Genomic DNA, 24390 nt, shown 5'->3' on the forward strand with positions numbered 1-24390 from the left:
ATTGTGGGTCACTTGACGTGCCTGTCGACGCGCGTGGGATGGCTACAAAGCGAGACGGCGGTACGGTCCGTAGCCGATAAGTGACTGATTCGTCTGTAGAATAAGATTAAGAAATGCGCGGCAGTTGCTCCGCGAATATGCAGAAAAAGAAAGAGGTGTGCGATGGGCAGTACCGAAGACATTTTTAGGGCTGTGACCGGTGGTCTGGTGCAGCAAGACCGGCTGCTCAAACTCGACACGCCGCTTGGGCAGAATATGCTGCTACCGCAGCGCGTCGTTGGGCGCTCCCGCATCGGCCGCCACTTTGAATTCACGCTTGATGTCGTCTCCACCGGCGGCGACATCGAGTTGAAAAAGCTGATAGCCCAGCCGGTCACGCTGTGGGTTCAGCAGACCGATAAATCCTATCTGCCGCACAACGGTTACGTGCATACGGCACGTCGCCTCGGTTCCGATAGCGGCCTGACGAGTTACCAAGTTGGGTTTGCGTCGTGGATGCACTTCCTCAAGTTCCGCCGCGACCAACGCATCTGGCAAGACAAAGCAGCCGACGAGATCCTCACAGACGTATTTAATGCGCATCCGCAGGCGAAAGGGATGTTCCAGTTCGTGCTGTCGAATCCGCTTCCGGCCAGATCCTACTGCACGCAGTATGAGGACGACTGGACGTTCGCACATCGACTGATGGAGTCAGAGGGCATCTACGGTTTCTGGAAGCAGAGCGATGACGGTAAATCCCACACGCTGGTAGTCACGGATCGCCTCGAGTCGTTCGTGCCGCTGGTTCCTCAGACCGTCAACTTTTACCGTGCCGGCGCCAGCAGCGAAACGGACGGGCTAGTGCAATGGTCCGGAACGCGGACCCTGCAAAGCGCAACGCTGACAACCCGCACATTCGACTACAAGAGCCCGTCCTCGCCCTTCAATCCGAAGGGCACAGCAACGCCGACGATGCCGAATCAAGGGGCATTGCCCGAGCAATCGGAAGTGTACGAATACACCGGCGCCTACACTTACCGGGAGCAGGACCGGGGCGACCATCTGTCGAAGATCCGCATGGAGGAGTGGGAATCGCGAGCGAAGCGATTCCACGGTACCGGTGCTGTCCGTGGAATCGATGCGGGCCGTTGGTTCGAATTGGCCGATCATCCGGAGCACAACCGCGATGCCGCCGAGCAGCGGCAGTTTGCGGTCATCGACGTGGTTTGGCTTATCGAAAACAATCTGCCGACTTCGAACCAGGGACCGAATTTCCCGCATAGCCTGAAAAGCCGATTGTCAGATGCGCGAGATGGCCACGCAGGAAGCGCGGTTTTCAACGTGTCGCATTCAGACGGCTCCGAAGGCTTCTTCCTCGTGGAGATCGAAGCGCAGCGAAAGACCGTTCCCTATCGCAGCCCCTTCGAACATCGGAAGCCGGAGGTACATCTTCAAACGGCGATCGTTGTAGGGCCGAAGGGTGAGGAAATCTACACCGACGAACTGGCGCGCGTGAAGATCCAATTCCACTGGGACAGGCTTGGGCAGCAAGATCAGCGGAGTTCTTGCTGGGTGCGCGTGGGACAGCCATGGTCCAGCGGCGGGTTTGGTGGCATGCAGCTTCCGCGTGTTGGTGACGAGGTCATGGTGTCGTTTATCGACGGCGATCTGGATCGACCGATTGTCACCGGGCGGGTAGGGAACGGCACCAAGCGGGCGCAATGGAACTTGCCGGCTCAGCAGGCACTATCGGGTTTCGTCAGCAAGGAAATCGGCGGTCAGCAGAACAACGTCTGGCTCAAGGATGACACGCCGGGCCAAGTGCAGACACAGTTGCGCAGCGATCACCTTGAAAGCGGCCTGCACATGGGTTATCTCACCCGCGTAACGGAACCTGCAGGCCGAGGGGATAAGCGTGGCGAAGGCGTGGAGTTGCGTACGGATGGACACGCCGCTGTACGCGGTGCCCAAGGTCTATTGCTATCGACGCACGGACGCGCTGGCGGCAGTGGCGACGCGTTCAACGTGGACGAAGTCAATCAGCAACTTGCGGCGGCTCAAGATACGGCTAGCAACCTGGCACAGACTGCTCAGTCGGCAGGTGCCCAAGACGGTGAGCAAAAAGCCGTTGCGACCGCGCTGAAAGCTCAGGCGAAAGCGATTCAGGGTGGCGGCGCGCTGAAACAGTTTACACAGCCACATCTCGTGCTTGCGAGCCCAGCGGGCGTCGCTGCCAGTACGCCTGAGCAGATTCATGTGAGTAGTGGGCGGACGACCGCGCTGACCGCTGGCGAGCATGTTTCGATCAGTACGGGCGGTGGTCTCTTTGCCAGCATGCGCAATGCGTTGCGTCTCTTCGTCTATCAAGCGGGGATGCGACTTGTCGCTGCAGGAGGCGATATTGACCTCAAGGCGCTGAAGGACAACATCAATCTGCTTGCCAAGCTGAACGTTACTGTGACAGCGAACAAGATCACCATCAGTGCGCAAGAGGAAGTAGAGATCAGCGGCGGCGGCAGCTATACGCGCTGGAATTCCGGACAGATCCAAAGTGGAACGTCCGGTGGATTCTTGGTGCACTCCGCTAGTCGAGCGTTCTCGGGCCCGGATAACGTCAAAACACCGTCGTTGCCCATGTCGCCTCCGTCATCAGAGGACTTGCATTTCGCTTTAGGCGCGTTGCCGGGCGAAGCACACCAGTTTGTGAGCGAACCTTATGAGCTCTACAAGGGCGGCGCGAAGATTGGCGAAGGCGTTACGGACGAATTTGGGCGCGTCGTCGTAAAGAACCATCAACCCGGTACTCCTGATTATCAGGTCAAGCTAGTCAATGGCGGTCATTTCGATCTGAAAGTACGGGACGCGCTGAACGAAGACATTGAACACGCTGATCAACGGACCAACCGGGGCGAACGGCTGGCTTGAGGCCTTCGGCGATACACCCTAGGATCATAAGGAAAGACACGTGGCTGCTCATCCACTCCCAACTCAAAACCCTGTTGACGTTGCTATTGACGAAGCCGGCAGAACTGCCAACGGTTCCGTGCAATGGCTTCTGGAAACCGAGAGCGACGAGATCAAACCGACCGTCGGTAACAAACTTCATTTCATGATCTGCGGCGAAGACGGGTTCGCATCTATAGCTCAGGACCTCTTGGCTGCCAGATCAACTGTCGATATCGTCTGTTGGGGATTCGATCCAGGCATGGAACTCGTGCGAAGCGCAGGCGCGGCATGCTGGGTTGGTGATCCGCACGTCGATACAAAATTCAAGTCGGGCACATGGCCACGCGGGGTCGTCTACGGTGCGTTACTGGATGAAATCACTACCCGAAAAGAGAGCCCTGTCACGGTGCGACTGCTGCTGTGGTATGACCCAGAAGGTTCGCTAAAGCAGAACAACATGCCGGGATTCTCCGACGTACCTGTTTCGAATTGGCATCCGATCGACAAAAATTTTGTGCAAGCGGGACAACCCTACGCGAACGACGCTCGGGTTCAATACTGCATTAACTGGTGGAAACACAATTTACCTAACGGCAAGAGCGGTGCTGGCAAGAATCCGCGTCTGCAGATCGTCCTGCGCAGTATTGCGCAAGCGGACGTTAAGGCATTGATGGCAGCTGCCCCCGCTGAGGAAGATGCCCCCAGCACACATAAAGAGGGAATGGAGGGTCTTGGCGGAATCAACGAGAAAAACCTCCTCGAAAAATATCCGACTCATCACCAGAAACCAGTCCTGATTGATTACGCCTATCAGGATGGCAGCAAGGCTGTTGGCTATGTGATGGGCCTGAACTCAGTGACCGACTTCTGGGACAGAACGGCGCACGAGATCGACGATCCACTGCGAGAAGAGTGGAAAGACGACTATGTCACGGCCGAGCTCAAACATGAACAGGAGACGCAGGATCCGAAGGGGCCTCTTGGCAAAGCGACATATAAGCGTACGAAGCCTTACCAGGACTATGCATGCCGAGTGGTTGGCCCCGCGTTGAAAAGACTGCACCAGAATTTCGAGCGAGGCTGGAATGTGTTCGCTCCCGCCGCCCTGCAGACAAAAGAGCTGACTGGACTACCGTCAAAAATACCCACTCAGTGGGGTCATCCGGCACACAAGGTGCAGATTGTGCGTACCCAGCCGCATGAGGGTGAGAAAACGATCAAGAAACTGTATTTTCAGGCGAGCAGTTTCGGGCGCAACTATATCTACCTCGAGAATCAATACTTCTTTTATCCGGAATTCGCGCGGCATATCAAGGCGGAACGGAAGAAGTTTCATGACGCATGGGCCAAACTATCCAACAAGCCGCAGAAGGATGCACCGATGTTGCATCTCTTCATCGTCACACCGCACCCTGAAGATCCCGGGATGATTCCGCGCACCTACGATACGCTGGCCGAACTAGGTCACGGCGATGCAATGTCGGGACAGGGTGACCTGGTCAAAAAGAAGAAGGTCGATCGCACTTACACAGACGCGCAAGGCAACAACACATTCCATCCTGAGAGTCTCCAGGAGTTACAGGATACGATCGGACTAAAAGTCAGCGTTGCGAGACTGCGCACCAGCGGAACGACTTCCAACAATCAGATGGCTTATCGGGAAATATATATCCACTCAAAGCTGATGTTGATCGACGATGTTTTCGTCACGCTGGGAAGCGCGAACATCAATCAGCGGAGCATGAGCGTCGATAGTGAAATCAATATTGCGGCCACCGGGCAACTGTGGGCCGCAGATCTTCGTCAAAGGGTCTTCAGTCTGCTTTCGGCCGGGAAGGTCAGTGGCACAGGCGAGCGGGATAAGATGCCGGACACGTTTAATGCTTGGAACGATTTGATGGACACCAACAATGATCTTCGCCAGAACGGTGAATCTATGATTGGTTTTTTGTTACCGTTTATTGATCGCCGGGCGAAGACGGTGTTGCATGCGTCGATTGAAACCCCATCGTCGGCTAGTATTCCCAACGTTGCCTGAGAGGAGCCGCTTCAATGCCGTTAGTAAAGGTTTGCCGATTCCTCATCATTGCGCTCTGCCTGCTTGCCGCGAATGCGCACGCAGGTCTGCTGACTTCCATGACCACCAAGCCGACCGCTGCCATGTCTGATTTGCCCCGTTTTGAAAAGCTGCCCTTGTTCAATCCGCATCGGGAGAGCTTCACTTGCCTTTACCAGGATCAACATGTGCCGCCGATCGACCCGCAGGCCGAAATGTGGTTTCAACAAGCGCTCGCACTCGACAATCCAGACATTTACTACGAAAAACGCGACTACTCCAAGATCTACGAGCTCTACGTCCGGGCCGCTGAGCGCAATCATTGGAAGGCGATGCTCAACCTCGCTACGCTGATTCTGGGCGACTCCCCAGGCGTACCTGAGCATGACCCTGAGGCTGCAATCCGGTGGGTTGAGAAGGCCATGCAATTGGGTGTACCGGATGCATACGACATGATGGGTGTCTACCATCAAAACAAGATGGTGAAGGGTGGTGATGCTACGACTGCCTTCGCATTTTTCCAGAGGGCAGCCGATATGGGGAGCCCATCTGCAATGACATTTCTCGGAGAGAAACTCGCGGGAACATATGATGACCCGGAAGGGGAATTTTGGGGCAACCTTCCGGTGGCTACCCAGATGCTCGAATGTGCAGTAGCTCAGGGTTATGGCCCTGCAGCATACAAACTTGGGTTCATCTATAAGCGCTCGAATACAGCGGAAGCCAAGTCCCGTGCGCTTCGCGTACTGAACGAAGGAGTAAAGCTTGGTTGTGCAAAATGCGCAAACAAATTGTCCGTCGAATTCAACGGTATGTACCTCACCAGCGGTACAGGCCTCACGTCTACGATCGATAAGGCTAGAGCAGAGCGTTATGGAAAAATCGGAGCTGCGCTTGAACACTATCAAGGTCGCCTTAAGCTACCCAACCTCGACAAGGTTTTGCCTCTGCCACCAGCGCCGCTTCCAAAGTGGGATGGGAAAGAGCAAACGCTAATAGATGCCGCAAAGGCGGTGAGCCCGCCTCCCAAGCCGCAAACGGGGGCAGCATTGCAGGGCCGTGAATTCGTTCCGCAAGGACATGCCGTCTTGCCGCTCGAACAAAGCTCGCTGTCAGTGCTGGGTAACCAGTCGGTCCCACGTAGCGGCTATTGGATCGCACTCTATGGCCCACTGTCGGCGCCAAAAAGCCAGTTAATGCCTGCACGCGGGGCTCGCTCCGAGCGCTACGAGGCCGGCGAGCGCTTCGAGCCAGTGTCTTTCGACTGGCTGGCTGCTGACCAGGTCCAATGGCACTATCTCGGCGAGGCTTACGCGTTACCTCCACAGCGTGAGGATTTCCTGAGGCATATGGTCGAGACAGGATCGTTGCGAGAGGTCCCGGAGCAGAACAGGCCGCTTCGATGTGAAGGCTCCGAGCACTGTGCGAAGACTGGCGTCTGGGAAGCGCGCGTTGCGTCGGATCACCCGCTCGCGTCTCTGTACAACCGTTGGGATCGGCAGGCGTTCGTAGAGGAGGGCCGTGCATTTCCGCATCCAAGTGAACGATTCATCGATATTGGTCCCGAGGATGTGCACTGGACATACCTTGGCAGTCCGAATGTGGAGACCGGGACACCAGGACGACGAGAAATCACCTTGTAACTCTGGTAACGGCTAAGGGACGATGCTCGCATGATCGAGATCGCTTACAAGCAGCTTGGCTTCAAAAAGGGAATGCTGATCGGGTTGGCGGTGTCCTCACTCTGCCTTGTTTTCTTGGGTGTGTGCTTCAGTACCTGGGGCGGGAAGACACGGAAAATGCTGGGTTTCTTTACCATTTAGCTAATGATCACGTCGTCGCTTTGAGGGTGATTCTCTTAGCACTTTTCGTGGGGCTGCCCTTGGCGGTCCTTGCGAGGCACAGGCGGATCAAATGTCTGGGGTCCTGCGGCTAAGGTTTGTTAGTTTGTTAATCGGTGGATCGCTCGCAACCCGATGTCCAGCTTCAACCGAGCTAGCAATTTTTTTCTGGGGCAATCAGATGGTCAAGCAGGTCATTGTTGTGGGCGACACCCTGGCGCCGCACGGTGGCACCGTGATTAGCGGGTCGACTGCCGATACCGTGGAAGGCAAGCCGATCGCCCGCAGAAACGATCTGGTCGAGTGCAAAGAACATGGTCAGCAAGCGATCAGCGAAGGAGACGGGTCCTGCGTGCTTGACGGCGAGCCAGTAGCCCTGCACGGCCACCATGCTGCGTGCGGTTGTACGCTCGTGAGTCGTGGCGCCACGCTGTCGCTAGGGTAGTTCAGTTCTTGAAGTCGACCAACGTTATCTGCAAACTCGAGAAAATGCTGATTGCAGGCGAAGCCTGCCTACGACGCCCGTCAGATAAGACTGCTTATGCAGGGCACCCTCTTCAAACTCGGGCGACCGACGGATATCCACCAACCTGTTGCGCGCCTTTGCCTTCCCGTCACTAACGCAAGCCAATCGCGCCTTCCGCCTGCACTGAGGCCCAGCTCAGTCGAGCACTTGGGCAAGTGCTGATCGCGCATCGCATCGACATCAACGAGGGCCTGTGCTCAGGCATTGTGTGTCACGTGACGTGCCTGTCGACACGCGCGCTGGCCCGTCGGACGGGTTGCTGGCGACCTACCAGTTGACGCATGCGCGATGCGTTAACGGTGCTGCAGGGGCGAACCGAGTCACTTCACCTGAGTTGAGTGGAACCAAGCCAACCATCTAGGCTTCGGAAGGATTCCGCAGGTGTCGGATACCGTCTTCGCGTGCTAAACCCGTTTCACCAGTCAATCAGCAAACATTTCTTCCGTCAGTTTCACCGGCTCGCCGTTGACGGAAAACTTATACTGAATGACATTCTTGTCCTGCGACGGTTGTGTGGAAAAAGAGATATCTCCATTGCTAGTCGAAAATCTCTTGTCGATCTTCTCGCCGGCGATTTTTCCCGAAGCGATAGCGGCGGAATACGGCGACAGAGCAGGGGGCATGTTTAAGTCTTTCAGCAACTCACGCATCCCCGAATTCTGCCCGGACGGATCAACAAGACTCGCTTCGTAGATGTATTTCCAGCCGGTGATCTTCTTGAGGTGATCTGCAATGTCGCTATCCCACTGATATTTTTTCAGCAATTCCGCCAGTGTGATGAATGAATTCTTGCTGACCTTCACGCAACAAAGCACACTATTCTTTGTGCCCGCGTCCACCAGCCCACTGAACACCATATCGTCGGCAACCTTCCGATCGACGAAAACAATATTGTGGCGCACTGCATTTGGTCCACCCTGAATGCCGGCAACAGGAAGTTGCTCCCACACGCCAACGATCGGGGTTTGTTGGGCATTCGCAAAATTGCAGATCAAAGCGACAAAAACCGATACTGCGATCCTTCTCATCATTTTCCTTGGTAATAACCGGTGTCAGATCAATGCATGTTTTCGTCGGGATGATAAGTCACCTCCTTAGCCATCGCCAGCGTGCTTAAGAGGCAGCGAATGACACTCATCCCAGAACGCGCAGAGAGGAAGGAGATTTTTCCAGCCCACTTGTCAGGCGGTAATATTTTCAACCAGTCTCGAGTGGACCGGAGAAATCTTCGCCTCCCCAATAAACTCAATATTCTGCCGGACTTAATTCGACACCTTTCGTCTGAAGAGCCGTTAAAATCGTGCAACAGCGATTTAGCCAGAATAAGAGAGGGGCCGCCGTGTCAAATCGTGGTCCAGCTTCCAAGGCCACTCAGTGACTACGGTGTCTGCTGGCCCAGGATCGACATGCACACGGCAAAAATCCGTCAATAACGACGGTGGGCCAGAAGCCCAAACATCGCCACCGGGGAACTGCACCACATGAGTCTGGAAGATCTGCGGTCCTACTACGAGCGGGAGCTGACCTACCTGCGCCAGTACGCGCGTGAATTCGCCGCGCGCTATCCGAAGATAGCCAGCAGACTGTCGCTCACCGCCGGCATGGATAGCGGCAGTGTGGACCCGCACGTCGAACGTCTGCTCGAGTCGTTTGCGTTGATGACGGCACGTACGGCCCAAAGCATCGACGACGACTACCCGCAATTCACCGAGGCGTTGTTCGAGACGCTGTATCCGCACTACCTGCGCCCGTTTCCCTCGTGCTCCATCGCTCACTTCGAGGTGGATAGCAGCAGGGCCGCGCAGATGTCGGCAGCCGTCGTCGTGCCGCGTGGCACGCAGTTGTATAGCCGGCCGGTGCATGGAACCAAAATACTGTTCCGGACGGCCTATGACATCACGCTTTCACCGTTGCAACTGACGGCGGCGCGGTTTCACACCATCGCCGAAGCGCCCAGAACATTTCGCTTACCCGCCGGGACGAGCGCGCAAATTTCGCTGACGTTCGCGATTCAATCGGGACATGTGTCGGTCGCCGAGTTGAAGCTGGATTCGATTCGACTCTATACCCGAGGCGATCCTCTCTTTACCGCGATGCTTCGCGACGCGCTGTCGATGAGAGCGCTGCGTGCTTACGTCGAACCAGCACATAGTGGCCGGTGGATCGAGCTGGATCGCATGCCTTTTACCGTGGCCGGGATGGATCGCGCTGATGGCCTCATTCCGTACCCTGAGTCGGCGGATCCGGCGTACCTAATGCTGACGGAGTTCTTCGCCTACCCGGAAAAGTTTGGCTTCTTCGATTGCGATCTGCGTCAGGCAGGCCGATTGGGCGGCAGGCAGTTCACCTTGCATGTCGTGTTGAAGGATATGCCGGCCGAGTCCGCTGCCGCGCAAGCACTGGCGGGACTCAACGCGAGCCACGTGCTGCTCGGCTGCGCGCCGGTCGTCAATCTGTTCGAGACCAAGGGAAAACTCGGCGCGCGGCTGAGCGCTTCATCGACTGCCGAGGCGTATCCACTGGAGGTGGACCAACAGAACCCCCATGCGTACGAGGTCTATTCGGTCGATTCGGTGGCGCAGGTGAAGGAGTCGCCGCAAGGCAATCAGACCACGACGTTCGATGCGCTTTACTCGTTGCGGCATAACCGGCACGCCAATGCCGACGGACTCTATTGGCAGACCCATCGTGATCGCCTGGTGGCGCTGAGCAGCCCGGGCGAGGAAGTCGCGTTGAATTTCGTGAATGGCAGCCTGGAACACAAGCCGCCGCCGGCGCCACTGGATCTGAAACTCACCTGCAGCAATCACGATCTGCCGGAACGGCTGGGCTACGGTTCGCCGACGGGGGATCTGATGATGGAGGGCGGCAGTCTCGCGCGGCGGATTGCGTTGCTGCACAGGCCGACCAAGCCGCTGCGCTTCAGCCATGAGCGTGGCGCGCTGTGGCGGCTGATTTCGCAGCTGTCGCTCAACCCCGTGTCGTTGGCGGGCGGTGTGGGTCCCGTTCGGGACATGCTCGCGCTACACGATCTGCAAGGTTCGGCCAATTCGGCCCGGCAGATCGACGGCGTGGTGAACCTGGTGCGGAAGGCAGTGACGGCATGGGTGCCCGACCAGCCATTTGCCGGCATTGTTCGGGGTATTGAGATTCATCTCACCGTCGACGAAGACGCGTTCGCCGGCACGGGTGTTCATACCTTTGCGCAGGTAATGGACCGGTTGCTTCGTCTTCACGTGACAACAAGCAGCTTCACTCAACTGATTGTGCTATCCAGCCGGACTGGCGACGAGCTGCTGAGATGTCCGCGCTGTCCTGGCAGAGGATTCCTGATTTGATCGTGTCCACTTCAAATCATCGATGGCGCCAGGACATGAGGAAGGCGGCTTGCCGTCACGCAGACGGCGGACTGCTCACTAAATCAGGCGACGACGGACGGCTCACGAGGAGTGCGCCACGCACCAGCGGATCGCTGATCGAAACGGCAAACGTCGGTTGCTGAGCCTCGATACTATGAGCGCCGGCCACCGCGATCGTGCCCAGCGCCAATACCGCGCCGCTGTCGCCATTCGCGAAACCCAGGTGCTGGCAACGAAGCCTGATGTCCGAATCGGGCCACGCCTGCTGGGCGGCGTCGGTAATTTCCGCGCGGCGGCTGCTGCGTTGGTCAGCGTCGCTCACCAGCGCGCAGCCGGTCATCGCCAATTCGGCGTTCTCGGTTTGGCCGAGCGCCTTCTGAAGCAGCCCCATTACGGTATCGCCCTGTTGCTGCTCCGGTTGGTCGACCGACGTGGGGCGCTCGGCGAAGACAAGCCGATGAACTTGCGCCGCATCCGATGTGCCGGCTGCCATGGGTTGAGCCAGTAACAGTGCACATGCTCCTTCGCCGAGCACGTGGCCGTTGGGGCGATTGTGCGCAAAGAGTTGACCGGCGCCGTCGAGTGCGTTCACCGTCTGCTGGCTTAACGACGAATCGCAAGCCAGCACGATATGGCGGACCGCCGAGCGTTGCTGATGAAGCTCAAGGTTCAACGCATCAAGCGCAGTGAGCGCCTCGACAGGGTGCGCGGTGAAGATTACCTTTGCCGGTTCCACGCCAGGCCGCCAGTGACCGCGCTCGAGGTGCAGGTCGAGCCATGCCGCGAGCGTCGATGCGTCGGCGCGCCAGCGCTCAGGCAGCAGAAGGTGCAGTTTGAACGGCGGCGGCGCGGCATGACGCGTGTCGTTCGGCGGCGTGACCGGCGTGGTCGCATGACGCTGCATCAACTCGTCGATCGTTTCGGCTGCCAGCAACATCGCGCGGCGCTGTTCGTCGTTCCAGCTCGCGGCCACCTCGAGCGTCAGCAGGCCGTCGTCGAGATCGTCGCCCCAGATCGACGCAGCCGAACCGGCGAACACCTTCGCCCCGTCAAGCCGCTGCAGCGTCGGGTGCAGGCCGACGACCTTGCCTTCGCGGGCAAGCGCGAGAACTTCCTCGGCATTCATTCCAGCCGGCAGCCGCATGCTCGCGTCGAGCAGGGCCATCGTCCACGTCAACGAGGGATCGTTGCCGGGCACCTCGGCAGGGGCTTCGACGGTCCGCGGTTCGGGCGATGGGGCCGGACGATGCGCCGGCGCGAAACCCTTGCGGATTCCAGCAATACCAGCGAGAAGCAGAAGCGGCACGCCGACACCGTTCAGTATCAGTTCTTTAACGCTCGGCACGTGGTAGGTCGCTTTCCAGTACAGCACCGTCACGAGCCAGACCGAGATGAAAGCGGCCGCCACCCAGATCGCCTTGCGAACCGGCGACCGCCCGCTGACGCCGCTCGCCGGCGAGTCATTCCCTGTGCTCATTCGCTGCCTGTACTCGTCTGACTTGCAATCAGTACAGCACCGCACTTTGTTTTATGGCCGTCACGGGCGACGGCCTGACTTTCGATAATCGCCGAGTCGTCGCCTTCGTCGATGTGATTGGAACCGTGAATCGGGCAGCTCACCGTGTCGTTGCGACGCGCAATCCCCTTGCCGTCGATTTTAGCGATGGTCGAAGCACTGGTAACCGTGCCGCCATGGCTGTGCCTATCTCCAAGAACAATAAATGGACGTGTCATATAGGTGGCCTCCTGCTATTTTAAATATGCCGTTCAGATTGTTCGGTAATTAATTCCAGGTGACCCGGTAATCAATGCCGAATGGCTGTCCGCACTAATGGATAAAACATGCGCGGTGCGAACCGGATTAATAGCGGCAATCGAATCGGGGCAACGTGTTATGGCATCTGAAGTATTCATTCTTCAGTTGACTTGCGCTAGCGTGAGAGTGATATTCTAAGACAAATATCTGCTGGAAATGGGGTTCCATGGTTTAACATTGTCGATTTGACATTTTTGTGTCGCGCGCAAATCAGATTGCGCTTGGCTCTGCAGGATTCCGTAGTCGAAATTGCAAGAGGGCACGCCTTAGGGAATGTGAAATCCCGTTTTTTGCGTTGCAGTGTTTCTAATTAAAAAGAATGCGTAACCAGAGAGTGGGACCAGGATGGACGTAACCTCGCAACTGACATCTCTATTCAGCGCCTTAAATCGTCTCTATACCCTCGACGGCCCCGGTTCACTCTCATCTTTGCAGATTGAGCGCTGGAGCGGTCGTGAAGCGCTTTCCGGAATTTATCGCTGGGATGTTTACGCGCTGGCAACCGACCCGGGGCTGGATCTCGACGCGATGCTGGGCCAGCGCGTCACCGTCAAGACCGCGCTGGCGGATGGTTCCACCGCGACGCGCAGCGGCCTCGTGGCTGAAGCCGGATGTATCGGCTACGACGGCAGTGTTGCCCGCTATCACTTGCAACTGGTGCCTTGGCTGGAAGCGTTAGCGCACGGCCGCGATCAACGCACGTTCGTGAATCGGACTGTGGCGGAAGTGCTCGACACCGTATTCGCGGACTATCAGAGTACGGCCCGCTGGCGCTTCACCACCGACGCCAATCAGCGCATCGAGGCCCTCGGCCCCTGCGACTATCGGATCCAATACCGAACCTATACGCATCTCGACTTCGTTCGCCATGTGCTCGCGGAAGCTGGTCTCGGTTTCTGTTTTGTCGAAGATGCGGACGCGCCCGCGGGGCATACGCTGCTTATCTTCGACGACAGTACGCAGCTCCCGGAGGACGAGACCTCCGCGCGCCTCGGCGGCCTGCCGCTCCGTCTGAATGGCATGACGGCCGGCACGGGCGACGTGATTCTCGGCATGGGGCAGGCCATCTCGCTGACAGCCGACCGGCTTACGCTGATCAGCAGCGACTATCGTAGCAATCAGTCCATGACGGCCGCCGCGAGTCTCGGCAATCCTGCCGGCTTTCGCGAGCTGTACGACGACGTTGGACCCGAAGCGTTCAATACGCTGCGCGCAGCCGAGGACACGGCGCGCCGGCAGGCGGATGCGATCGTGTCCTCGGCACGCTATTGGATCGGCTGCAGCACCTTGCACACGGCCCGGGCCGGGCGGGCGCTTCGCGTCGCGAACGCACCGTGGCGCCAGGTGAGCGGCGCGGCGCAGGCGCCGGATAGCTTTCTCGTCACGGAAGTGATGCATGTCGGTGTTAACAATTTGCCTCAAACAGCCATGCAGACGCTTGAGCAAACGCTCGGCGTGTTGCCATCGGAAGATCTGGATCCGCGGGTGTTGAAAGAGGCGAACGCCGGAGGCTATGGCAACAGTTTCAACGCGGTACCGCGCCAGCAAGTCTGGCGGCCCACCCTTGAAGACGGGACGGGTCAGCGGCTGAATCCAGTGCCGACGGCGCTTGGCGCGCAGACCGCAATCGTGGTCGGCCCGCAGGGCGAGTCGCAGCCGGGAGCTGCCGGTCCGGTCCATACGGATGCACAAGGCCGGTTGAAATTGCGCTATCACTGGCAGGCAGATAACGATACCGGAACGTTTGCGACGCGCGCCATGCAGCGTCTGGCTGCCGACGGTCATGGCTTGCAGCAGACCCAGCGGATCGGTCATGAAGTGCTGGTGCAGTTCGCGAACGGCCTCATCCATCGGCCTGTGATCCTCGGCGGTCTGTTCAACGGTCAGGGCGAAGGCGGCGAATCACCCACCCCGGGCGGCGAGGCGGGCCAGCAACTCGACGAATCGGTCTACGCGCAGGCAGCGGATCACGCGGCGAGCGCGCAGGGCAACCAGGTCGGCGGCTACAGCCCGGCATGGCACGGCGCCGGCGCGGGGACTCAACGGCATAACCATGCAGGCGCGCTATCCGGCTTCAAGAGTCAGGGGTTCGACGGTCAGGGGCACAACCAGCTGGTAACGGACGACAGTGACGGCATGGGCCGTGTGCAGATGGCGACGACCCACGCGGCGACTCAGCTCAATCTCGGTCATCTGCGTCATCAGGCGGACAATTATCTCGGCAGTTTTCGCGGCCAGGGCGTCGAAGTGCGCTCCGACGCCTATGGGGCCGTGCGCGCGACGCGCGGGATGCTGATATCCAGCTACGCACCGATTCAGGGGCAACCCGCCGGCGATGTCTCCGCGCTGAAGTCGTTGCTCGCACAACAGGTCGTGCTGGCGCGCACCTTCGATCAGGCAGCCGACACGCACCGTACCTTACCGCTCGCCGCCCAGCGCGGCGTACAGAAGGCCGGCCAATCTTCGCTCAACGCTCAGGCCGCGCCGCTCGACGCGCTGTCGCGCAGCCTTGCGACCACCGTGAGCGCCAATGGGTTCGACCAGGCAGCAGCGGACGCATCGAACCGGTCCACCGACAAAGCGCTGCCGCACACCGGCGACGCCTTGCTCGGCATCGCCGCGCAAGGTGGCCAGGGACTGCTCGCGGGACAGGCGCTGCAGTGGGCGGCGGGCGAGACCTTGACGGTTGGCAGCGGCGGCGACTCCAATGTGGCGGTCAACCAGTCGCTGCGCGTTCATAGCGGTCAAGGCATCAGTTGGCTCGCCGGGGCGAATGGGACGGGCGCTGCGAGCGAGACTGGGCTCAGTGTTATTTCGGGTAAAGACAACCTGGATTTGCAGGCACAGCACGGTGCGATGGCATTGCGCGCGAAGAACGATCTGACGGTGGCTTCGGCGAAAAGCGATCTCGAACTGGCTGCCGGGCAGGGATTGCGCCTCGCGGTGAGTGGCGGTGCGTCGCTGCTGATCGAGGGCGGCAATGTGACTTTCGAGTGCCCCGGCAATCTGACGATCCATGCTGCCGCCCATCAGTTCCAGGGGCCGACCGATCTGGACAAAGCCAAGGGTTCCTGGGGCGATCAGGGGCTCTTCAACGAGTATTACTGGTTGCGTGACACGCAGACGGGCAGCGCGGTGAAGAACCTGCCTTATCGTCTGGTCGGCGAGAGTGGCGACACGCTCGAAGCGCGCAGCAGCGCCGGCGACGGACGCACGGCGACCTATTCGACCAAGGCCGCGACGAAACCGATTCGGGTCGAATACACGGGCAACGAGGACATCGATCATGGCTGGAGCTGAGGCAGTCGCCGCCCCGAAGGTCCTGACGCAGACCGACAGTACGCCGATGGATCAGCAGGACGGGCATCCGGTGCCCGTGCCGTTGGTCAAGCTCGTCCGGTACGCCATCAATATTCGCTCGTTTCATCCGAACAAGCACTTTGAGCCGCTGGGCTTTCGCTTCCATGGCGACACGCGCGGGTTTTCGCTGGGGGAGAGCTTCCATCCGAGCTATTCGGGGCGTCCGACCGGCAACGTCACGTCGCGCGTATGGCAGATCTACAAGAGCGATCTGTCGGTAGCCAACAAGCAGAAATTCCAGGAGGTGCTGGACTCGACGCAGTATGCGGCCTCCAATACCTCGTCGGGCCCCTGGTGGGCCTCCGACGGTGCGGAACCCTATACGCAGAAAAAATATCAACCCAGCGAGACGGTCGACGCGAACGATTTCGAACAAGACCACGCCGGTGAGCAGATTGCCGAAGTGACATCGTGGTACGGCGGCAAGAACTTCGCCTTTCTCGGTTCGCGGCTCGACTGGAATACGCTTCATACCACCGTCGTTCCCACGCTCGACACGCGTGGCCATCTGTGGATCAAGGTCGAGCGTGTGCGTCGCTGGATGGACATCTGCATGCTCGTCTTTGGCGACGGTTTCCCTAACTGCGAGTCCTTCATCGAGGATCCTGCCGGGAACAAGCTCTTTCTCGGCACGCATGTGCGGATCGGCACGCCGGCCACCCATCTCGCCGGCGACAACAAGCGCATCATGTTCGCCAACGTATTGCGGGTGGAATTGACGCTCGACGGCAATTTCGGATCGAAGCTGTGGATCTTCACGCAGGCGTTGGGCGGTACGCCCGACCGGCGCGACAACTATCCGGCGATCCGCGATATCAAGTTGCCGCCAGGTTCACCCACGTCCTACATGAGTGATCAGGATGCGTCCGGCTGGTCCGGCGTTCCAGGCGATGGGCCTCCGATCATCCTGCCGGGCATGGATGTCGTCTCGTGGCCGGCCGCTCCGCTCAGCAAGATCGGAGACGGCGTGAGCGGCGGATTAGGCAGCCCTTTGTATATCTCAGCGTATGAGGACGTGGGCGCCGTCTGGCAGCGTCTGCAGGACAGTTTCAAACGACCGCCTGCCACGCGCGATACCACCGTGCAGGCGTGGAACGATTACCACCTGCACCGCAACCCCAACGGGGGGCGCGCACCCGATAGCGAAGACCTGGACCCCAGCCTATGGAAGAAGTAGTACCGCTGAATTCCCCGAAGCGCCGCATCAAGAGGCGCTACTTTATTTTGCTCGCCCTGGTGGTTCTTGCCGCAATAGGGTTCGGACTGGATAGGAGTCGACGCATGCCACTGATCTATGTGATTCCCGAAAGCTACGTTGGCCCGGTCGTCTCGCTGTTCGATCAACCGGATGGCGTCGAACCGGCCCATACCAAGGACGGACTCGAGGTGCGCGTGCCGGAGAACGGCATTGTCAAGATCAGGAGCAACCCGACATTAGGGCATTCATCGACTTTCCCGAAGAGCACGGTCGTGTTCGAACTGGAGAAACGCGACGGCAGCCGCGAGCTTCTTTCGGAAGCCGTCAACCCTTGGCAGGACAACGACCAGAACGACAATCCGCACTGGAAAGTCGGTATACGCGATGTGCAGGGAAATCTGCGTGTCATTCCCGTTGCCGACCAGAAAGGGGGATTCGTGTTCGATGATTTCCCTGAGGCCGATAAAAACCGTCCCATGATTTTCTGGCACGAGTCCTGTCAGGACCGCGTGTTTCGTCCGGACTGGAAAGCTTTTACGTCAGGCGAGAAGACCGCCGAGGAATTGCACATTCCGCCCTGCGGCGAATTTGTCGTCGGAACGGTCAACCATGTACGGCAGTGGCCCGAGTGGATGTTCCTGCGCGGCAAGGGCAAGCAGGAGAAGCTCGGCATCAGCAATCCGGTTTATACGTCGATCCAGCAGTTAGTCGACGAGGCAAATGCGCGCGTCCTCAGAAAGAAGGCTGAGAACATCAATTGATTGATCCCGCATTGCCCGGGTCAGATGCGCGACGTTTTACGTGACGCAAGAGGACGGAATGGATATCGCTGCTGCACGGCAAATCTTACCGAGGGACCCGCACCCGATTGCGAAGACCTGGACTCCAGCTTATGGAAGAAGTCGTACCGCTGAAGACCTCGAAGCACCGCTTAAAAAGGCGCTACTTTGTTTTGCTCGCCTTGGTGCTTCTTGCTGCAATAGGGTTTGGACTGGATAGGAGTCGACGTATGCCATTGATCTATGTGATTCCTGAAAGCTACGTCGGTCCAGTGGTCGCGCTGTTCGATCAGCCCGATGGTATTGAACCTGCTCGTACGAAGGATGGCATGGAGGTACGCGTTCCTGGGAACGGCACGATCAAAATCAGAGGCAATCCTAAACTTGGGCATTCGCAGGTTTTTTCGAAAAGTACGGTGGTATTCGAACTGGAAAAGCGCGACGGTAGCCGGGAGATTCTTTCAGAAGCGATCAACCCTTGGCAAGACTACGACGAGAATGACAATCCGCATTGGAAAGTCGGCATTCGGGACGTGCAGGGAAATCTGCGCGTCATTCCCTTCTCCGACAAAAAAGCAGGTTTTGTGTTCGATGATTTCCCGGATGTGGATCGTAGCAAGCCCATGATCTTCTGGCATGAGTCATGTGAGGACCGCGTGTTTGGTCCGGAATCGGAGGCCTATATTGCAGGCGAAAAGACCGCCGAGGAATTGCATGTCCCACCCTGCGGTGAGTTTGTCGTCGGAATCTTCAACCATATCCGGCAATGGCCAGAATGGATGTTTTTGAGGGGAAAAGGCAAGCAGGAAAAGATGGGCGTAAGAAATCCGACCTATAGCTCCATCCAGGAATTGGTCGACGAAGCAAACGCTCGTGTCGCCAGAAAGAAGGCCGAGAACATCAATTGATTGACCCTGTATTGCCCGGGTCAGATGCACGACGTTTTGCATGACGCAAGAGGACGGAATGGATATCGCTGCTGCATTGAAGGGCTATTCGCAAACCACTCGCCAGATCCAGCTGGATACGGCGATGCCGGGGGCGTTCGTGGTCGAACGCTTCCACGGCCGGGAAGCGGTAGATGAGTCCTTCCGGTTCGAAATCGACGTGTTGTCGAGCTCGCCGTTTGTCGATCTGAATCCTCTGCTCGGTACGGCGATCCGCTTGCGTCTCGCGACCGGCGCGGGCGAACGCTGCTGGAATGGGTACGTCGTGCGCGCCGCGTATAGCGATAGCGACGGCGAGATCACGCGCTACCGGCTGACGATGGAGTCCTGGCTCGCGTTTCTTCAACTGCGTCGCAATTGCCTGTATTTCGTCGATCTGGATACCGAAGGTATCTGCGAGCGCGTGTTCGGCGACTATCCCGAGGCGCGTCGGCGTTATGAACTCAAGGAGCCATTGCGCACATTCAGTTTGCGCGGCCAGTATCGCGAAACCGACTTCGACTTCGTTATGCGCCAGTTGTCAGAGGCGGGCTTGTCGTTTCGTATCGAGCACGCGCAGGATGCGGGCGACACACCGTCCGGCAACCATACCATCGTGGTGTTCGATCGGCGCGCCGAACAAGCTAAAGGCAGTTCGGTTGCGTACAACCTGCAGGATGTGGGCGACCCCGACGGCGTGATGACCTATTTCACGGAGCGTCATCAACTGGTTCCGGACCGTGTCACCGCCGCGAGCTGGAAAGCGAGCAATCTGCTTGCGCTCGCGGGACATGCGCAAGGTGAGGCCGATAAGGATGCGCCGGTCATGCCCGCGCGCGAAGTGTTCGACGCGCAGCGCGCGGGCCGTTTCGATACGTCGGACCAGGCACAGCGCTATGCGGCTCAACGTCTCGACGCGCTGCGTTTGTCGAAGCTGATCCATTACGGCGCAGGCTCGTCGCGGACGCTCGAGGTCGGCAAGGTCCACACGCTGACCGGATATCTGGACCAGACGATTTCTTTTGTGCCGCTGTCGCTCGAACACGAGGCGGTCAATAACCTCGGCGCCGACATCGCTCAACTGCTCACACAGGGCGAACTGGACAAGGGGCTTTACCGCAATCGCTTTGTCGCGGTGCCGCCCGGCGTGCCGATTGTGCCGCCGTACCGGGATCGCCCGGTTGTGCAGGGCGTGCAGACCGCGATTGTCGTCGGCGAGCCGTCCAGCCGGGTGAGCAGCACGCGGGATCATCAGGTGCGCGTGCAGTTTCCCTGGATGCGCGGCACGGCGCCGCTGCCAGGTGGACTCACCGACACGGCCAGCCGCTCGAATCCGCAGGGGCATGCGCCCGGCAATCATCAATCGGGAGTGGTGGCTCGTATTGCCGAGCAATCGGCGGGGCCTAACTTCGGCCATAGTTTTACGCCGCGCGTCGGTGCGGAAGTGGTGGTCGGTTTTGATTCGGGGAACATCGACATGCCGGTCGTGCTTGGCCAGGTTTATGGCGGCCGGGTGCAGCCGCCGTTTGCCGCCGGCGAAGGCAGCAGTGCGAATCACGCCGGCTCGCTAACCGGCCTGCAGACCCAGACGCTCGACGGGCAGGCGGGCAGCCGCTGGGTGATGGACGATTCAGCGAGCCAGTTGCGTCATGAGTTCAGCAATAGCGTGGCGAGCAGCCGGTTCGCGCAGGGTTATCTGATCGACCAGCAGGGCGCCGTTCGCGGCGCGTACCGCGGTGAAGGATTTGAACTCGCAACCGAAGGCTGGGGCGTCGTGCGGGCGGGAGAAGGTGTGCTGGTGTCCGGCACGGCACGCTCGGAAGCGACTTCGACGCAGATGGATCTGGGGGAGAGCGTCGCCCAGTTGAAGCAGGCTGTGAAAACTGCTCAGGGACTGGATGAGTCGGCGACCGGCGCGAGCGCGGGGGGGCTGACGGCTAATGCCGCGCAGGCGGATTTTCTGAAGGCGATCGACCCAGCGCAGGACGGCAAGTACAGCGGTGCTGTGAACGGTCAAAGCGCGACCAAACCTGCCGCCGATGGGCAAAGCAATGGCGGCGATCCGGTCGAGCGTTTCGCGGCGCCGGCGGTTGTGTTGGAGTCGCCGGAAAACGTCGTGCTGAGTACGTCGAATAGCGCGGTTTCTTATGCGGAGCAGCATGTGCATGTGACCGCGCAAGGTGACGCTCATTTTGCTGCGGGCGCGACGATGGCGGGTGCTTCCGGTGATGCTGCGAGTTTGTATGCGGCTGCGGGTGGTTTCAAGGCTGTTGCCAATCATGGACCGGTGAGTGTCGAAGCGCATGCATCGTCGATGCAGATACTTGCGGATCAGTCGGTGCGCATCACGTCGTCGGATGATCGGATTGATGTGTTGGCCAAGGATGCGATCGTCCTTCAGCAGGGATCTAGCCGAATTACGCTCAAGGGTGGGGATATTCTGGTCGAGACGCCGGGGCAATTCACGGTGAAGGCGGGCGCGCATCCTTTTACTGGACCGGCCGCGCAGTCGCCGGTGTTGCCGGCGTTACCGGTGGCAGCGCCGCTGGCGCTTTATGACGAGCAATTGCATTTCGTTAATGAGGACGGTGTGCCGCTGTCCAATGTGGCTTATCAATTGAAGCTTGCTGATGGGACGGCGGTTTCGGGTGTGACGGATGACGCGGGTAAGACGGAGCGCGTGGCGACGGAGCAACCTGCGGGGATTCAGTCCGCTTCGCTAACACCGACGCAGGTGGTGGATTGTTGTGGGAGAACGTCGAGTGAACCGCCTGCACCTGTTGAGGTTAAGACGGATGGGGTGCAGACGAATGATGTGCAGGTGGGGAGTTCGGTGAAGACGGTCACGGTCAAGGGGCATGAGCGGCCGTTGACTGCGGGTGAGATTGAAATGGCCAAGACAGTCTTCAAGGACAGCATCGATTACGACAAGGTACGCGTGCACAAGGGGAGTTACTTCTGGTTTGACTTGCAGCGCAAGAGAACCGCAGTCACACCGAATGGCCATATGTATTTCCGCGAAGAAGACTTCTTGGAAGATTTCTCCGCGCCAGAGGTGAAGATGTTCAACAAAGGGTGGTTCATGCACGAGATGACGCACGTCTGGCAGTTCCAGCTGGGATATTCGGTGCGGTGGCATGGATTGACCGTTACTATCCGTGGCGACAGTGCATATCAGTACACCATCACGCCTGACAATGTTTTTCACGACTACAACATGGAGCAGCAGGGCAATCTGGTCGCCGATTATTATGCACTCCACGTTGTTAAAAATTACGAAGCTATCATGCACCCCGGGTATGTTGGGACACCTGGAGAACTTAATTGGGTACTTGCGCCACTATTACGGGATCCGAAGAATGCAGACAATCTTCCGAAATAGCCTTTTGGGATTTGTATTGTTTTGGTTATGCGTGTCCTACGCGACAGCCACGTCGCAGGGCGCCATTGATCTCGACATCAAGCAGGTCGACGGAAAACCCGCTGTCTGTTTGCCTATCAGCGACGATGCCGGCTCGGATCCGGTCCAGATCCGCAGAGTCGGCGTAAGCAGGGCAACCGGCAATGTGAGTCCCGCTGTGACGTACTGGGAGCTGGAGGTCCCGGGGAGCTCACCGCCCACCTACCTGAAGCGTGGCGAATGCTTGGTGTACGGCCAGGCTGTGGCAGGTGCTGTTGTGCACACCCCTGCGAAGCCACTGGATGTTAATAAGTACTATAGCGTCTCGATCATGCCTGCCGGAAATCGCGGCCCTGTCTATAGCTCAGCATTTTGCGTGCTCAAGCAAGCCGACGGAGGTATCCGTATCGCGGTGCCGGGGAGGGAGCAGAATCCATGCGGCTCACTGGGATTCTGATCGATACGTTGGAACTCCCGAAGAACTCAGCGGAGTATTCGATTCAACATTACGGGATCGGTCGCGTCTGGCGGCTCATCCGAAATGTCACGGCGGGCAGCATATCGTCGTGGCTATGCGTGTCCCCCACGATGGTGACATCAGAGGTTCCTGTCGGTTTGGAGATCAAGCGGGTTAATGGAAAACCAGCTGCGTGTTTGCCATGAATAACGATCGTGGCCAAGATGTGATTCGGATCCGACTGGTCGGGGTAAGCAGGCCAACCGGTCCTGTGAGCCCCGATATCATTTACTGGGGAATCGAAGTGCTGGCCGAGGCAAAGCCGGTTTACCTGAAGCGCGGCGAGTGCCTTGTGTATCGCCGGTTCGTTCCGGAGCTATCGTGCAGAGGCAGGTAAAAGAAGTTGACGTCAACAAGGCCTATGACTTTGCGATCATCCCAGGCTGCGATACGGGCCCAGTGTATGGCGCAGGATTTTGTGTGCTCAAGCGACCCGACGGCGGCGTGCGTATTTTTCGGCCGTTGCACGGCCAGGACGCGTGTTAGCAGATCCTTGATCTTCATTTGCGGAAAGCGAAGTATGCGAGAAGTTTGCCGGAATAGCGCGATAGGCCTTGCCTCGTGGTGGCTATGCGCCGCCCACGCGATAGCTATGTCGCAAGGTCCCATCCCCTTGGACATCAAGCAGATCGACGGAAAACCCGCCGCCTGTTTACCCATGAGCGACGAGGTCGGCTCTGATCCAATCCAAGTCCGGGGAGTCGACGTGGATCGACGAACAGGCCCCGTCAGTCCGGTTGTCATGTACTGGGCGCTGGAGATTCCTGCGAGCGCCAAACCGGTGTACCTGAAGCCAGGTGAGTGTCTCGTATACGGCCAAACCGTGGCCGGCGCGATAGTACACGTGCAACCGAAGACACTGGATGTTAACAAATTCTATAGCGTCTCAATCGTGCCGGGAGGGGATTACGGTCCCGTATATAGCTCATCATTCTGCGTGCTCAAACAGGCTGACGGAGGAATTCATATCGCGGTACCTGGAGCGGTCCCGGATCTGTGCACTTCAGTAGGTTACTGACCAGTGTGTTTGAGCGCCTGATGAACTCGACTGGATACTTGTTGTGCCATGAATGGGTCCAAAGCGTGAAGAAAGTTTGCCGAAACTGCACGATTGGAATTCCTAATGAGCCCGGTGGAGTACTCGATCCAATGTGACTGGATGAGAAGCATGAAGACAATGTTCCTAATGGGCGCGGCAGGCGTCTTGGCGTGGTGCCTATGCGTTGCCCACGCATTAGCCATGTCGCACGGCCCTATCCGTCTGGATATCAAGCAGGTCGATGGAAAGCCTGCTGCCTGCCTGCCCATGAGTGACGACCTCGGGTCGGATCCGATTCAGATCCACGGAGTTGGCGTGAGCAGGGCGACTGGAGCCGTGAGTCCCGACGTCATCTATTGGGATATGGAGGTCCCAGCTAGCGCACAACCGGTTTACCTGAAGCGCGGCGAATGCCTGGTGTACGGCCAGAATGTGGCTGGCGCGGTCGCGTATACGCAACCAAAGACACTGGACATCGATAAGTTCTATGGCTTCTCGATCATTCCGGGCGGCGATTACGGCCCCGTGTATAGCTCAGTATTCTGCGTGCTCAAGCAAGCCGATGGCGGCGTACGCATCATCCAGCCTACGAAAGGCCAGCATCAATGCCCCAGCGATCCATGAATTCACGCCTCAGGTTCGACCAGT

General features: G+C 58.5%; 15 protein-coding genes. 12 read left to right on the forward strand and 3 right to left on the reverse strand.

Going from position 1 to position 24390, the window contains the following annotated elements; genetic code table 11:
* The first annotated feature begins 162 nt into the window (after positions 1 to 162).
* The 4 genes from ACOSV0_RS00060 (at position 163) to ACOSV0_RS00075 (ending at position 7267) form a co-directional block, all read left to right on the forward strand.
* Entirely contained in the window at positions 163 to 2904 is a 2742-nt protein-coding gene (locus ACOSV0_RS00060) for a type VI secretion system Vgr family protein (protein ID WP_434107954.1), read from the forward strand.
* Positions 2905 to 2944: 40 nt separating this feature from the next.
* Positions 2945 to 4963: a phospholipase D-like domain-containing protein gene (locus ACOSV0_RS00065; protein WP_434107955.1), complete on the forward strand. Its 2019-nt coding sequence runs from the start codon at positions 2945 to 2947 to the stop codon at positions 4961 to 4963.
* Between the two features lie 14 nt (positions 4964 to 4977).
* On the forward strand, positions 4978 to 6624 hold the full coding sequence (locus ACOSV0_RS00070; RefSeq protein WP_434107957.1) for a DUF6396 domain-containing protein: 1647 nt from the start codon (positions 4978 to 4980) through the stop codon (positions 6622 to 6624).
* 379 nt (positions 6625 to 7003) lie between these two features.
* Positions 7004 to 7267, forward strand: a complete 264-nt coding sequence (locus tag ACOSV0_RS00075; RefSeq protein ID WP_434107958.1) for a PAAR domain-containing protein — start codon at positions 7004 to 7006, stop codon at positions 7265 to 7267.
* Positions 7268 to 7770: 503 nt separating this feature from the next.
* Here the strand turns inward: ACOSV0_RS00075 and ACOSV0_RS00080 are convergent.
* Positions 7771 to 8379 (reverse strand): hypothetical protein, encoded by a 609-nt coding sequence (locus ACOSV0_RS00080; protein ID WP_434107959.1) that lies wholly within the window; start codon positions 8377 to 8379, stop codon positions 7771 to 7773.
* A gap of 450 nt (positions 8380 to 8829) precedes the next feature.
* Here ACOSV0_RS00080 and tssF point away from each other — a divergent pair, with 450 nt between their 5' ends.
* Complete coding sequence (tssF, locus tag ACOSV0_RS00085) at positions 8830 to 10686, forward strand: type VI secretion system baseplate subunit TssF (protein WP_434107960.1); 1857 nt, start codon at positions 8830 to 8832, stop codon at positions 10684 to 10686.
* A gap of 55 nt (positions 10687 to 10741) precedes the next feature.
* Here the strand turns inward: tssF and ACOSV0_RS00090 are convergent, their stop codons facing one another.
* Together ACOSV0_RS00090 and ACOSV0_RS00095 are read right to left on the reverse strand one after the other, a co-directional pair.
* On the reverse strand, positions 10742 to 12184 hold the full coding sequence (locus tag ACOSV0_RS00090; RefSeq protein WP_434107961.1) for a hypothetical protein: 1443 nt from the start codon (positions 12182 to 12184) through the stop codon (positions 10742 to 10744).
* Positions 12181 to 12441, reverse strand: coding sequence for a PAAR domain-containing protein (locus tag ACOSV0_RS00095; RefSeq protein WP_434107963.1), 261 nt, complete (start codon positions 12439 to 12441; stop codon positions 12181 to 12183). Before ACOSV0_RS00095 ends, ACOSV0_RS00090 begins: the two co-directional genes overlap by 4 nt.
* A gap of 427 nt (positions 12442 to 12868) precedes the next feature.
* Between ACOSV0_RS00095 and ACOSV0_RS00100 the strand changes: the two genes are divergently transcribed.
* The 7 genes from ACOSV0_RS00100 (at position 12869) to ACOSV0_RS00130 (ending at position 24366) form a co-directional block, all read left to right on the forward strand.
* Positions 12869 to 15823 (forward strand): type VI secretion system Vgr family protein, encoded by a 2955-nt coding sequence (locus ACOSV0_RS00100; protein WP_434107964.1) that lies wholly within the window; start codon positions 12869 to 12871, stop codon positions 15821 to 15823.
* The gene (locus tag ACOSV0_RS00105; RefSeq protein WP_434107965.1) at positions 15810 to 17060 is read left to right on the forward strand and encodes a hypothetical protein; all 1251 of its coding nucleotides are present in this window, start codon (positions 15810 to 15812) and stop codon (positions 17058 to 17060) included. The genes ACOSV0_RS00100 and ACOSV0_RS00105 overlap by 14 nt, the downstream gene beginning before the upstream one ends.
* On the forward strand, positions 17048 to 17842 hold the full coding sequence (locus tag ACOSV0_RS00110; RefSeq protein ID WP_434107966.1) for a hypothetical protein: 795 nt from the start codon (positions 17048 to 17050) through the stop codon (positions 17840 to 17842). Before ACOSV0_RS00105 ends, ACOSV0_RS00110 begins: the two co-directional genes overlap by 13 nt.
* Before the next feature lie 131 nt (positions 17843 to 17973).
* Positions 17974 to 18768 carry a hypothetical protein gene (locus ACOSV0_RS00115; RefSeq protein WP_434107967.1) on the forward strand — a complete coding sequence of 265 codons (795 nt, stop codon included), beginning with the start codon at positions 17974 to 17976 and terminating at the stop codon, positions 18766 to 18768.
* A 58-nt stretch (positions 18769 to 18826) separates the two neighbouring features.
* Positions 18827 to 22168, forward strand: coding sequence for a type VI secretion system Vgr family protein (locus tag ACOSV0_RS00120; RefSeq protein WP_434107968.1), 3342 nt, complete (start codon positions 18827 to 18829; stop codon positions 22166 to 22168).
* Positions 22146 to 22643 (forward strand): hypothetical protein, encoded by a 498-nt coding sequence (locus ACOSV0_RS00125; protein ID WP_434107969.1) that lies wholly within the window; start codon positions 22146 to 22148, stop codon positions 22641 to 22643. The genes ACOSV0_RS00120 and ACOSV0_RS00125 overlap by 23 nt, the downstream gene beginning before the upstream one ends.
* A 1228-nt stretch (positions 22644 to 23871) precedes the next feature.
* A complete protein-coding gene (locus ACOSV0_RS00130; RefSeq protein WP_434107970.1) occupies positions 23872 to 24366 on the forward strand; it encodes a hypothetical protein in 495 nt (164 codons plus the stop codon).
* Positions 24367 to 24390 lie beyond the last annotated feature (24 nt).

The organism is Paraburkholderia caffeinilytica (assembly GCF_051027425.1).
GTDB classification, from domain to species: domain Bacteria; phylum Pseudomonadota; class Gammaproteobacteria; order Burkholderiales; family Burkholderiaceae; genus Paraburkholderia; species Paraburkholderia caffeinilytica_A.